Here is a 13,603-nt window from a genome sequence, read left to right as displayed (position 1 = left end):
TATACCTCTTAAAAACGGCTGCGCTGATAATAAGTCAGGCAGCCTTTTTGACTTTTTTTAGGTATAAAATGAAGAAACACCGAATCTTCACGTTTCAGCGCCGTCAGACCGAAGCCTGCCTTCACGCTATGAAAACATTCGCCCTTCTCCTGCTGGTCGCCACCGTCACCCACGGCGCTGCTTTGCCCGAGGCCGCCAAGATTGACAGTCTGCTCGCTGCGGACTGGCAAAAGCACAATCTTCAGCCCAATGCCGCCGCACCGGATGAGGTGATCGTCCGGCGTCTGTATCTCGACATCGCAGGCCGCATCCCGACCGTGGAAGAATCGCGTGAATTCATTCAATCAGGGGATCCGCAGAAGCGTGCTAAACTGATCGATAAGCTGTTGGGCAGTGATGGTTATACCAGCCACATGTTCAACTTTTGGGCCGATGTATTACGCCTGACGGACAATACGAAAGGCAGGATCACGGCTGAGGCCTATGAGGAATGGCTGAAGAAAGAGCTGAAGGCCAATACGCCCTATGACCAGTTTGTGAAAAAGCTCCTCACCACCGAAGGCGGTGCATGGGACAGCGGCAGCATTGGCTTTTACCAGCGGGATGAGAACAAGCTGGATCACCTGGCCTACACCGTTCAGGTCTTTTTGGGCACCAGCATCGTGTGTGCCCAGTGCCATAACCACCCCTTCGATAAGTGGAGCCAGAAGGACTATTACGGCATGGCTGCCTTCACTTATGGTATGGACACACGTGGCAGCGGCATCACCGACATCAAGCTGCCAAGGCGTCCCCCTCAAAACAAGAATCTGCCGGAATTCATCACCAGCATGAAGGCCAAAGACCGCCGCCAATACATGAAGGATCATCCTGAAGAGATGGCAAAAATTCGCGCAGAAGCTGCCGAGAAAGGCAAAGCCACCAGCGAGGAAATGAACCAGGTAAGAAAAGCTCTGGGAGACGTGATGAAACCGCTCCGCTACACCGCCGTCTCCTGGCAAGAAGGTAAGCTGCCCAAGCTGCCAGCCGACTACGCTTATACAGACGCCAAGCCCGGAGATACTATCCAGCCTAACGCCATGTTTGGTCATGAGGCCACGCCGAAAGAAGGTCAGACCACGGTACAGGCCTTTGCCGACTGGATGACCGATCCGGAAAATCCACGTTTCACCACAGTCATCGCCAACCGCATGTGGAAACACGTGTTCGGCACGGGTGTGATCGAACCTCTGGACGAAATCACCGACTCCACAGTCCCCAGCAATCCAGCGCTGATGGATTACCTGGCGCAGTTGATGATCGAGAAAAAATACTCGCTCAAATCCTTCCTGCGCGTGCTTTACAATACCGACACCTACCAGCGCATGGCCAGCACGCAGGAAGTGGCCCTGGGAGAGATCAATCACTTCACCGGCCCTTCCCTGCGCCGCATGAGTGCCGAACAGGTCTGGGACTCCATGATCACGCTCACCAAAGGCAATGTGGATGGCGAAGTGGACGAAGAAAACCAGCGCCTGCACCAGTATCTGAACGATCTAAACATGTTCATCACCACGATGAAAGAAAAAGGCCCTGAAGGCATCGTGGCAGCAGCCAAAGCGGGAATGGAAGAACGGAAAGAAAACGACCGCAAGCTGGATGAGATGCGCGCCAAGATGGCCGAACAAAAAGACGGCGTGGCCAATCCAGCGGATGCCAAAGCCCTGGCCAATGCAGCCAATAAGCTGCGCCGAGAATCCAGCAATAACTTGCTGGAAAACCTCATCGGTGAAGAGCGCGCTGAAGACCTCATCCGAGGCTACAGCCCGAACAAGGAAGCCAACAAAGAAGCAAAAAAGCGGCCCAAGATGAGCCGCGAGGTCATGGCCACACTGACTAAGGAGGAGCGCAAGGCGCTGAGCCGCAACGAAGGGGACAGGACCATGGTGTCCCGCGCTTCCGAGCTACCCTCCCCTGCCCGGCCCGGCCACTTCCTGCGCACCTTTGGCCAGTCTGACCGCGAGGTGATCGATAACGCAAGTGAGGACGCCTCCGTCCCGCAGGCACTGACTCTGCTAAATGGCCCCGTCATCAAAAGCCTGACCAGCCCGGTCTCGCTGCTCAGCCAGCAACTGAAAGATGCTGGCAGTGCTGATGAAAAAGTGGCCCTCTTATACGAGGCTCTGTTGAGTCGTCGCCCGACCAACAATGAACGTGCCGTGCTTTCCCAGGTTATCCAGGAGCGGGGTGACATAGCCGTGGAGGATGTGACGCACGCCCTCATCACCGGATCACAATTCCTCTTCATCCAATAATCCCTGCACGGTCTTTCACCACGCCACCCTTCATTCCAGCCTGCCATGAATCCTTCTTTCCTCCGCGCTGAAGAGCCCACCCGTCGTGACTTTGTCATGAACATCGCCAAGACCTGCCTTGGTGTCTCCGTCATGCAGCCACTCATGCACGGCCAGGCAATGGCCGTGGCCTTTGAGGGCAGTTCCAAAGCGCGTCAGGTGCCCACCGCGCGCAATGTTATCTATCTCTACATGGCCGGCGGCATGACCCATCTGGACACCTTCGGCGTCAGCCCCGGTGCAGATACCATGGGTGATACGAAGTGCATCCCTACCAGTGCGGACGGAGTGCAACTGGGTGAAGGTCTGCCCACCGTGGCGAAGTTCATGCACCACGGCGTGGTCATCAACAGTCTCTCCAGCACCCAGGGGGCACATGAGCAAGGGAACTATTACCAGCACACGGGCTACACCATGCGCGGGGCCACCCGCCATCCGACGATGGGTGCATGGTTACAAAAATTCCAGGGCAAGGGCAATCCAGACCTGCCCGGCACGGTGGTCATTTCCAATGACAGTAAGCATCCTGGCGGTGGTTTTTTTGAAGCTTCCTTCCAGCCGCTTCTGCTCAGCAATCCTAGCACCGGCTTGCAGCACAGCAAGCGCCTGGCTACGCTGGGGGAAAACGATCTCGACTACCGCCTCAATCTTTCCGCCAAGCTCAATGCTGGCTTCGAAGAAACTTATGGCCACAGCGCCGTGCGTGCCTACAGCGATGTTTACAAGGATGCCGTCAAGGTCATGAAAAGCGCTGACCTCACCGCTTTCGATCTGTCCCAGGAACCTGAAGAGTTGCAGGCAGAATACGGTACCGGCAGCTTCGCCCAAGGCTGCCTCTTGGCCCGCCGCCTGATCGAGCATGGAGTGCGTTTCATTGAGGTCACTAATGGTGGCTGGGACATGCACAATGACATCTATGCCCGCCTGCCTGAAAAGATCAGCGAGCTGGACAAGGCCCTCGGAGCACTGCTGGGTGATCTGGAACGCCGCGGCCTGTTGCAGGATACCATGGTGGTCATCACCAGCGAATTCGGCCGCACGCCTGAAATCAACCAGAACTCTGGTCGCGACCATTATCCGAAAGCCTTCAGCTCCGCCATCTGGGGCGGCGGCGTCCAGGGTGGACAGATCTATGGCAAGACGGACAAGGGCATTGAGGTGACCGAGAACAAAGTTTCCCCGCCAGACCTCAATGCGACCATCGGTTATGCGCTCGGCCTGCCTTTGGACCAGGTCCTGTATTCGCCAACCAAGAGGCCCTTCACCATTGCCGACAAAGGACAGCCGATCACCGCACTGTTTGGCTAAGATCGGTGAGTGAACTCCGTCACCGTTAGCGACGGAACTTTCATCCTTAACCCGCCTAGTTCTGCCCTCATACGGGCAGAACTAAAGCGATTTTGTAGCTTCTATCTTGCTAAGCGAGCCCCTTCTGCCGTTTCGCATGGATGGCCGCAGAGTATTCGCTGCTGTTGAAATCCACGTATTCCTCGGACAAATCGCTGGTATAGACGATGTGGTTGGCGCTGCCTTGATTGAGATCAATAGTAACAGAAAAGCGCGGTTCACGGACCACTTTTTCAAGTTCCGTCACTGGAGTGTTGGAAGTCAGCCCCCCCTTGCAGGCAATGAGGCCACCGAAGTAAATATCAATCAGTTCCTCCCTGAGGCGTGCCCCAGAATAACCCACAGCGTGGATCACGCGGCCCCAGTTTGGATCGCTGCCATGCCAGGAGCATTTGACCAGCATGGACTTGGCTACAGCTTCAGCGGCCTTTTTCGCATCGGCATGAGTGCGGGCATTGCGCACGCGGATCTCTACAAACTTGGTGACGCGCTCACCATCGGCGACGATCATCTTGGCCAGTTCCAGCATGACCTTGTGCAGGGCACAGCGGAAGATTTTGGCCTCTTCACTGCCTTTCTTGATCGGAGGTGCATCAGCCTGCCCGTTGCTCATCACGATGACGGTGTCATTGGTGCTGGTATCACCGTCGATGGTGATGCAGTTAAACGACTGATCCACCGCACTGCGCATAGCCCGCTTGAGTTCATCTGCCGAGATCTTCGCATCCGTTGTGATGAAGCAAAGCATGGTGGCCATGTTAGGGCAGATCATGCCAGCACCTTTGGCAATGCCGCCCACGCGGAAGCTGCCGGTGCCGCAGGGCACCTCAATGGAATAGGTCTTCGGCTTGGTGTCACTGGTCATGATGGCGCGTGAGGCGTCATCCGAACCGGTGGGAGTGAGTTTTTCAGCCAGCTCCTTCACACGCGGGGTGATCCGCTGGATAGGCATGTTCATGCCGATGATGCCGGTGGAACAAACCTGTACCTGGCGCATGCGGATGCCCAGCGCTTCAGCGGTGGCCTTGCACATGGCCTTGGCGTCCTGGATGCCCTGCGGCCCCGTGCACGCATTGGCATTGCCGCTGTTGGCGATGATGGCGCGGACGTCACTGTCCTTGATGTGCTGTTGGGAGACACGAACGCAGGCCGCACGCACTTTATTAGTGGTGAAAACCGCGTCGGTGACGGTCGGCACATCGGAAGTGATGAGCATGAGGTCCAGCCGGGTGGCCTCAGGATTTTTGATGCCGCAGGAAATGGCCCCGGCACGGAATCCGCGCGCAGCGGTGACTCCACCGTCAACAGTGGTGAAAGGCACCCGCCCTTCGCGGAGAGGATCAAAAAAATCGTCGTTCATACGCTCATCAGTCCGGCAGCAGGATCAAAGCCGCACACAAGGTTCATGTTCTGGATTGCCTGGCTGGAGGCACCTTTGCCGATGTTATCTTCGGCACTCATCAAAATCAGACGGCCTGCGCGTGCATCCAGCGCCCAGCCAATGTCCACAAAGTTCGTTCCCATCACGTGTTTAGTATCCGGAGACTGGTTTTTCCCCAGCAAACGGATGAACGGCTGGTCCGCATAGGCTTCTTTCAAAACAGCCTCCACCTGCTCCACCGTCACGCCTTCCTTGGGTGTGGCGAAGGTCGTGGTGCAAATGCCTGCATACACAGGCACCAGATGCGGGACGAAGGAAAGCTTCACGGGCATCCCGGCAGCGAGGCTGAGCTCCTGGCCCACCTCACTCAGATGCCGGTGCTGGGGCACGCTGTAGCTGCGCAGACTGTTTTGCACTTCACAAAAAAGCAGCGGGATGCTGGCGTTTCGGCCGGCACCACTGGCACCACTCATGCTGGAAACAGCCAGGGGATCTTCTGCCAGGAGACCCGCCTTTAATAGGGGGATCAAAGGCAGCAGGATGCTGGTGGGATAACAGCCTGGGCAGGCAATAAGACGGGCCTTTTTAATCTCCTCCGCACGGATTTCCGGCAGGGCATAAACAGCTTCATCCAGCAGTTCAGGAGCCGGATGCTCATGAGCGTAAAATTCCTTGTACACTTCTGCACTGCGCAGCCGGAAGTCGGCACTGAGGTCGATGACTTTGATTCCAGCTTCCAGCAGAGGCTTAGCATATTCCACTGACACGCCATGGGGCAGAGCCAGAAAGGCGATTTCCGCACCGCTCTGTTTCAAGGAGGCCACATCCGGAGCCGTAAAAGTCAGCGTGTCGGATACACCCACTTGACGAAAGCGGGGGAACTCATCCGACAGGGCCTTGCCAGCAAGGGTTCGCGAGGTTACCGCCACCAGTGTGGCGTGAGGATGACGCAGCAGCAACCGCAGCAATTCAATGCCGGAATAACCGCTCGCGCCAAGGACAGCAACTTTGACTTTTTGAGACATTAGGGAGGGGCGGAGTATGCGCCCCCCTGCCCTTCCCGCAAGATCAGATTTAGTCAGACTGCCTGGGAACTCAAATTCCAGGTCAAATAGGTGGCAGCCCCCCGCGCTCGTTCTTGCTCCCACAGGAGGGGCAGACCGTAATGTGCGGGGATTTATGAGGAATGGCGTACGTACACCCGCAGATGCGGCAGAGGATAGCGATGCGGCGGCGCTTAACCTCCCTTCTGCGCTCGCGCCAGAAAGTATAAAACCAAAGGCTGCACACAGAACTCACGCCGATGAGCATGACCAGCATGATGAGTTGCGCCAGACCAATGCCGATCATGGAGCCGCCTCCCCGTTTACCCACTCGAATGACACCTGCCCCCATTCGATCTCGCTTTCCGCCGGTGTGAAATGGAGCTGGGTGACGGCGGCATGCAGCTTTTGATTGATCGCAGCATCTTCGGAAGCATTCAGCGGCAAAGCCAGCAGCACCTGCCCCAAGCTGCCGACGGCCACCTGAAAACGCGGCCTGTTCATATCTGCCAGCGGCACGTTTTTAATGGCCCGCATCTTGGGTGCGCGGGCAGCCACCGGTCCCTGGACCACAGCTTGTAAAACGGATGGCGCGGGGGCTGCGCGGGGCGTCGTCACGGGATCCGGCAATGGCGGCAGAACATCCATATCCAGGGCAAAAGGCCGCGTATGCGTGCTAGCCGCAAGACCGGAGGGCAGCGGCTTCAGCCTCAGTTCATGCCGGGCATAGCTAGGCGTAAAGGCGGGCATCTTCAGCACCTGCAGAGGTCCGGTGACTGAAGACTCCGAAGGCAGCAGGCCAAAGCTGCGGTCCATGGCCAGATGGATCAGGGCACGCTCCGCAGGCACACTTGGATTCAGCAGCATTACGCGTTGCGGACGCACATCCACCTGCCGTGACTCTGGAGTGACCACCCGAAAGACGATAAACAAGCTCACGATAGCCCCGAGCGTGACCAGGAGTGCAAAACCCATGCGCAGGATGCTGCTGTCATGCGTGTGCCAGTCGAAGGTGAGCAGGCGTTCCTTCTTCATGGGGCCAGGGGCGCAGGCGATGGAGTGGTGGAAAGCGCAGCCTCATAGCCTAGCTCCTGGGCCAGATTGATGACTTCCACCACGCGTCCACTGGGAGCCTGGCGGTCATGGTGAATGATGACGCGTCTTTCCCCCGCACGCCCTTCCACCAAAAGTCGGGTCAGTTCATCGAAATTCACCCTTCGGCCATCGTAATACATGGGCACTTCATTCCCTGGGGCGAGGGTGATGATATGAGCACGGTCAAAACCAGTGAGCCGACTGGATGAACGGGGTTTTTCTACCGTGATGCCGGATTGGATGACAAAACCGCTGCTAAACAGAAAATACACCAGCAGCAGCAGAATAGCATTCAGCAGCGGCGTGATGTAGAGCCAGGGACTTTGCCTCGGCAGATGGCTTTCGAGCTTCATCGTTGGCAGGTGGGGGTGCCGCAGGATTCTAACTCAACCACGCTGCCCGCGCGAGCGTCCTTTCACTTGAGGATGATTCTCCTCCACACTGGCTTGCCGGAATTCCACGATGTTATCGGTAGCTTTAGCGTCCTCGATAAGGTTAACGATCTCCACACCTGCACGCTCCAGGTCGTGCATGATCGAGCGGGACCGGGCGCTCAGGAAGGCATAACAAAGATAAGCGGGAATGGCCACCACAAGGCCGAGCGCCGAGGTAATGAGGCTTTGATAAACACCCCGTGCTACCTCCGCAGGTGTGGTAATGCCGTTGGCGGAAGAGAGATTGGTAAAACTGTCCAGCAGACCGATGACCGTCCCCAGTAGGCCAACCAGAGGACCGACATGAGCAATGGCATTGAGGATGCCGAGGTAACGTTCTAGCCGCGGGACCTCCATCTGGCCCGCTTCCTGCACGATTTCCTTGAGCTGTTCACGCGGAGCGTGATGGCGAAGCAAAGCCGCATGAATAACTCGTCCGGCAGGCACCCGCGTAGCCAGCGCCTCCTGCAAAGCTTCAGCGTAGTTCCGCTTACGGATCAGAGCGGCGAGCCCGGCCAGGAACTCCCCGATATTCATGCTCACTCGATGGTAATAGGCGAGCCGTTCAAGAAAAATGGCGATGGAAAAACCCATGCAAGCCATGAGTAGCCATACCAGAGGTCCTCCTTTAGAAATCAGTTCAGTCATGTCGTTGCGTTGTGCCCAGGCTGACACGAGATTCGCGCAAATTGCACAGGAATCTCATACTCAGCATGTTTTATGCCTCTTGGGGGAAATTGTAAACTTAAGAATCGTTAAACTTGCTTCTCAAAGAGGAAAGTTTTTACTCACTCTCCCACTTTATCGCATCCCATTCCTGACGCCTTAAAGCCACATCTGCACTTTCCGCCCATGTTTCCAGACACTGCCACTCACCCCGCTATCAAAATCTGTGGCATCACCCAGGAGCAGCAGGCACGCGACATCATCTCCCTGGGGGCAGATGCCTTGGGCATCAATTTCTGGCCCAAATCCAAGCGCTATCTGCCCGTGGAAAAAGCCTCGCTCTGGCTGCCGGAACTCCGGGCGGAAACCACCCTGGTCGCCGTTCTGGTGAATCCTGATCGTCCGTTGCTAGATCTGCTCATCCAGGAATCTTTGGTGCACATTCTCCAACTTCATGGAGACGAGTCCCCGACTGAAGTGGGGCAACTGCTGGACGCGGGAGCTCACGTGATCAAAGCCCTTCAAGTGCGTGACCGCGAATCGCTGGAGCAAATCGGCAGCTTTCCTTGCGATACCATTCTGCTGGATGCCTTCAATCCAGGTCTCTACGGAGGAACGGGAGAAACATTCCCCTGGGAGCTGGCGGTCATCGCCCAGGAGCAGTTTCCAGAAAAGAAAATCATCCTCTCCGGCGGTCTCACCCCTGCCAATATCCGCGAAGCCATCCTGCAAACCCACCCTGCCGGAGTGGACGTCGCCAGCGGTGTCGAATCCGCCCCCGGCATCAAAGACCTGACGATGGTTCAAGAATTCATTGAGCAAGCGCGGCTGGCTTAATCCAAACGACATTTTGCAAGACATATCCAAGGGATGCTGAAGCTGGCGCGTTCCATGTCACCATGCGCCTGCTTCTGACCTGCCTCGTCTGTTTTGCGACTTTCCTCAACGCTGCGGAGCCAGCCCCCAAACCGGCCCCTTCCCCGGAACCCAAACCAGCACCGGGCCCCATCCCTGGACCGCCGCCTGCGCCGCCAGAAAAGCCGGAGGTGAAGCCTGAGCCAGCCAAGGCCCCCGTGGCGGAAAAGAAGGAGGAAAAAACAGGAACCAAACCCACCGTCACCGCGAAACGGAAGACCCTGGCAGAGGTCACCCGGGGGCATCAGCACATCACGGGGCTGTTCGAATTCTACCTCGACCGGGACAAGGGCACACTGCATCTGTATGTGAAAAAGGACCAGTTGGGACCTGAGTTCATTTACTTTAACCAGACCATGGACGGTGTCGTCCAGGCCGGGCACAACCGCGGGCAGTATGGCGATGAACGGATCTTCCGCATCGCCCGCACCTTTGAGCGGATCGAGTTCATCGCGGAAAACACGGCGTTTTATTTTGATCCGCAGAATCCGCTTTCCCGTGCCGCCAAGGCCAATACCTCCCACGCAGTGATGGCCAGCGAATCCATCGTCGCGGATGATGCCAATGGTTACCTGATTTCGGCCACCAACCTCTTTCTGCGGGAAAGCCTGCTCATGATCAAGCCCATCGGCAGCGAGGGTAACAAGGCAGTTCTGGGCAAGCTGTCCGAGACGAAGACGAAGATGCAAAAGATCAATGGCTACCCTGACAATACCGCCGTGCTCGTGGAATACGTCTATGAAAACGCCGCCCCCTCCTGGTCCAATGACGACAAGGTGAAGGCTGATGAAATCACGGATCCGCGTTATGTCAGCATCCGGGTGCAGCATAACCTGATCCGCGTGCCCGTGAATGACTTCAAACCACGGTTTGATGATCCGCGTGTGGGCTATTTCAGCACCCAGGTGACGGACATGACGAGCACAGGGTCTACTCCTTTCCGTGATGTCATCCACCGCTGGCATCTGGTAAAACAGAAGCCGGGCACAAAGCTAAGTGAGCCGGTGCAGCCCATAGTTTTCTGGATCGAAAACACCACGCCGGTGGAGCTCCGTGATGTGATCCGCGAGGCCACGCTGCGTTGGAACCAGGCCTTTGAGACGGCTGGATTTAAAGACGCCATCGTGGTGAAGCAGCAGTCGGACAATGCGACCTGGGACGCGGGTGACATCAACTACAATGTGCTGCGCTGGACGTCTTCACCGAATCCGCCCTTTGGCGGTTACGGACCCAGTTTTGTGAATCCCCGCACCGGCCAGATCCTGGGGGCGGACATCATGCTGGAATTCAGTTTCCTGACCAACCGCCTGCGCAGCCAGCGCCTCTTCACGGAGCTGGGCCTGGCCTCGGCCGAAGATGAAACAACCACCGCCAGCAGCCGGGATCCGCATCTGTGCCTGGACAGCAAATTTGCCCAGCAGGGCCTCCTCTTTGGCAATGCTGCCCTGCGTCTCCGCAGCGGCACGGATGCGGAGATGAAGGACCTGACACGCGAGGCCCTGATCAAGCTCGTCCTGCATGAGGTGGGCCATACCCTGGGACTCAATCATAATTTCCGCGCCAGCCATCTTTACGATGCCGTCACCATCCATCAGAAAGAGGTCACCTCAAAGACAGGGCTCACCGGCTCAGTCATGGATTACATGCCCGCCAACATCGCCCCGCTGGGCGTGAAGCAGGGCGAGTATTACATCACCAAACCCGGTCCCTATGACCACTGGGCCATCGAGTATGGCTACAGTGAGGCGCTGGAGGATCCCGAAGCGGATGTGAAACGGCTGAAGAAAATCGCCGCCCGCTCGCATCAGCCTGAGCTGGCTTTTGGCAATGACGCGGATGACATGCGCAGCGTCGGCAGCGGCATCGACCCACGCGCGATGATCTACGACATGAGCGCGGACCCCGTCGCCTATGGCAGCCAGCGTTGCGAACTTGTCAAAGCCCGCTTGGCGGAGCTTCTCACCAAAGAGCCGCGCCAGGATGAAAGCTGGCACAGCCTCACCCAGGCCTACATCACCCTGACCAGCGAGTCCGCCAATGCTCTTGTCGCGATGTCCCGTTACATCGGCGGGGTTTATGTGGAGCGCGCCTTTGTCGGCCAGGCGCCTGGGACCACCCCCTATGTGCCAGCACCCAAAGTCCGGCAGGAGGCCGCACTTGCCGCCATTGGCCAATACGCATTCAGTCCAGATGCGTGGAGCCTGCCACCGGATCTCATCTCCCACCTCCAGCAGCAGCGGCGCGGCTTTGACTTCCGCCATGAGGACGAGGCACCGAAGCTGCATGAACGCATCGCCCAATTACAGAAGTCTTTGTTAGACCATTTCACCCATACCGATACTCAGCGCCGCATCCTGGACAGCGCCCTTTACGGCAATGAAGTCCTGCTTCCCCAGGTGATGAGCACTCTCACAACGGCCATCTTTACAGGAGATCCTGCGGCGGGTCCCAATACGATGAGGCAGAACCTCCAGAGCGAGTATCTGGACCGCCTGCTTAAAATCGTCAACAGCAGCAGCTACCTGCCAGCCGCACAAGCCGTCGCATTTGGCGAGATCGAACGCATTCGCACCATCCTCAGTGCACCGCCTCTGGTGGTCACGCCATCTCACGCTTTATTCCTAACTTACAAGATCAAACGCGGGCTGGATCAGCAGTGAAAGTCGGCAGGCAGGTCCAGCTCCTGCTTATCCCCCGCTTAAAAAACCGGGTATCCAGCTTCACTTGGAGGCACAAAAAACCGCATGCTCTGAATTCACAGAACATGCGGTTTGATTCTTCACGCAGGCGAGATCAATGCTTACTGGCTTTTTCAGCGCCTAGACCTGTGTGAGCGCGGACAGTCAGTTCAGAGAACTTGGCTTCAGCTTCCAGATCACGCGGAGTCAGAATAGTGCCCAGATAGGCAGCCAGGAAACCCAGTGGGATACTGACAATGCCTGGGTTCTCCAGAGGGAAAACTGCACCCGCTTTGCCAAAAACGCCGTTCGGGCTGAGCAGGATGAGGGCAATGGCGGAGACCAATCCCGTGACCAGCCCGGCGACAGCTCCAGTGGTGTTGAAGCGCTTCCAAAACACACTGAAAATGATCACTGGCAGGTTGGCGCTGGCGGCCACAGCGAAGGCCAGCCCGACAAGGAAAGCGGCATTCACTCCGGGTCCCAAGAAGATGGCGATGGCGATGCTGACCGCTCCTACCACAAAGGCCGTGATGCGGGCGACTTTGACCTCGGCACCAGGGCGGTTTTCTTTGCCGTGATGGATGACGTTCGAGTAGAAATCATGCGCGAATGAAGCGGATGCGCTCATGGTCAGGCCAGCAACGACTGCCAAAATCGTGGCAAAGGCGACCGCGCTGATGAAGGCAAAGAACAGCTCACCTCCCAGCACCTGGGCCAGGATAGGAGCCACCATGTTAGGATTGTTAGCACCAGTTTCGGTGACGATGAGGGCTTTTTTCAGGATGGTGGCTGCACCAAAGCCGAAGAAAGTCGTCATGATGTAAAACACACCGATGATGGCCATGGCCCAGACAACGCTGGAGCGTGCTGTCTTCGCATCCGGCACGGTGTAAAAACGCACCAGGATATGTGGCAGACCGGCCGTGCCAAGTACCAGACCAAGACCCAGGGAGACCAGATCCAGCGGCCCCCATGGACCAGCAACAGCAACGCCAAATTTAAGACCGGGTTCCAGAAGGTTCTTCGGCTCCGCCGTGCCAGCGTAATCAGCCTTGGACACCGCATCGAAGAAGCCTGCCAGACTGAAGTCGTGATACTGAAGTACAAGATAGCTCAGCAGGATGGCACCTGCCATGAGCAGCAGCGCTTTGATGATCTGCACCCACGTGGTGGCAAGCATGCCGCCAAAGACCACATAAACCAGCATTAGCACCCCCACGCCAATGACGGCAGGAGCGAATGGGAGCCCGATAAGACGCTCAATGATCACCCCCGCACCGACCATCTGCGCGATCATGTAAAAGGTGGAAACGGTGAGCGTACTCAGGGAGGCCATGGCGCGCACAGGGCGAGGCGAAAGGCGATAAGCCAGCAAGTCAGCCATCGTATACTTGCCCGCATTACGCAGTGGCTCTGCCACGATGAGCAGTACCGTGATGTAAGCCACCAGGAAGCCGACGGAATACATAAAGCCATCGTATCCGTAGAAACAGATCATCCCGGAAATCCCCAGGAAGGAGGCGGCACTCATATAATCGCCAGCCACGGCGAGGCCGTTTTGCCAGCCAGTGATGCTGCGGCCTGCCGCAAAGTAGGCGCTGGCACCGGTGTTGCGCTTAGCGGCCCAAAAAGTGATCAGCAACGTGAGAGCCACGAAGCCGATGAACATGATAAGTGAGATGGTCATGAAGGAAAGAGGAGAGGGATA

The 13,603-nt window shown here is 57.1% G+C and carries 11 protein-coding genes; 4 read left to right on the top strand and 7 right to left on the bottom strand.

Translation table 11 applies throughout. From position 1 onward, the window contains the following. Positions 1–128 precede the first annotated feature (128 nt). Together EI77_RS13095 and EI77_RS13090 are read left to right on the top strand one after the other, a co-directional pair. Entirely contained in the window at positions 129–2,294 is a 2,166-nt protein-coding gene (locus tag EI77_RS13095) for a DUF1549 domain-containing protein (protein ID WP_208300347.1), read from the top strand. Between the two features lie 45 nt (positions 2,295–2,339). Continuing rightward, a complete protein-coding gene (locus EI77_RS13090; protein ID WP_133795734.1) occupies positions 2,340–3,641 on the top strand; it encodes a DUF1501 domain-containing protein in 1,302 nt (433 codons plus the stop codon). A 109-nt stretch (positions 3,642–3,750) separates the two neighbouring features. Here EI77_RS13090 and argJ read toward each other — a convergent pair whose 3' ends face one another. The 6 genes from argJ to EI77_RS13060 form a co-directional block, all read right to left on the bottom strand. Then, entirely contained in the window at positions 3,751–5,040 is a 1,290-nt protein-coding gene (gene argJ, locus EI77_RS13085) for a bifunctional glutamate N-acetyltransferase/amino-acid acetyltransferase ArgJ (RefSeq protein WP_133795733.1), read from the bottom strand. Then, positions 5,037–6,086, bottom strand: coding sequence for an N-acetyl-gamma-glutamyl-phosphate reductase (gene argC, locus EI77_RS13080; RefSeq protein ID WP_133795732.1), 1,050 nt, complete (start codon positions 6,084–6,086; stop codon positions 5,037–5,039). The genes argJ and argC overlap by 4 nt, the downstream gene beginning before the upstream one ends. 82 nt (positions 6,087–6,168) lie before the next feature. Next, entirely contained in the window at positions 6,169–6,411 is a 243-nt protein-coding gene (locus tag EI77_RS13075) for a hypothetical protein (RefSeq protein ID WP_133795731.1), read from the bottom strand. Beyond that, positions 6,408–7,139 (bottom strand): hypothetical protein, encoded by a 732-nt coding sequence (locus EI77_RS13070; protein ID WP_133795730.1) that lies wholly within the window; start codon positions 7,137–7,139, stop codon positions 6,408–6,410. Before EI77_RS13070 ends, EI77_RS13075 begins: the two co-directional genes overlap by 4 nt. Beyond that, positions 7,136–7,552: an ExbD/TolR family protein gene (locus EI77_RS13065; protein WP_133795729.1), complete on the bottom strand. Its 417-nt coding sequence runs from the start codon at positions 7,550–7,552 to the stop codon at positions 7,136–7,138. Before EI77_RS13065 ends, EI77_RS13070 begins: the two co-directional genes overlap by 4 nt. Positions 7,553–7,585: 33 nt before the next feature. Next, a complete protein-coding gene (locus EI77_RS13060; RefSeq protein ID WP_133795728.1) occupies positions 7,586–8,281 on the bottom strand; it encodes a MotA/TolQ/ExbB proton channel family protein in 696 nt (231 codons plus the stop codon). A gap of 204 nt (positions 8,282–8,485) precedes the next feature. On the opposite strand from EI77_RS13060, the gene EI77_RS13055 reads away from it, so the two are divergent. Continuing rightward, positions 8,486–9,136, top strand: a complete 651-nt coding sequence (locus EI77_RS13055) for a phosphoribosylanthranilate isomerase (protein ID WP_133795727.1) — start codon at positions 8,486–8,488, stop codon at positions 9,134–9,136. Between the two features lie 62 nt (positions 9,137–9,198). Next, a complete protein-coding gene (locus EI77_RS13050) occupies positions 9,199–11,874 on the top strand; it encodes a zinc-dependent metalloprotease (protein ID WP_133795726.1) in 2,676 nt (891 codons plus the stop codon). Between the two features lie 133 nt (positions 11,875–12,007). Here the strand turns inward: EI77_RS13050 and EI77_RS13045 are convergent, their stop codons facing one another. After that, the gene (locus EI77_RS13045) at positions 12,008–13,582 is read right to left on the bottom strand and encodes a solute symporter family protein (protein ID WP_133795725.1); all 1,575 of its coding nucleotides are present in this window, start codon (positions 13,580–13,582) and stop codon (positions 12,008–12,010) included. Positions 13,583–13,603 lie beyond the last annotated feature (21 nt).

Origin of the sequence: Prosthecobacter fusiformis (assembly GCF_004364345.1) — a bacterium.
Classification (GTDB): domain Bacteria; phylum Verrucomicrobiota; class Verrucomicrobiia; order Verrucomicrobiales; family Verrucomicrobiaceae; genus Prosthecobacter; species Prosthecobacter fusiformis.
Note: the sequence above shows the minus strand (reverse complement) of the source record. Positions and strands in the feature narration are given on the sequence as shown.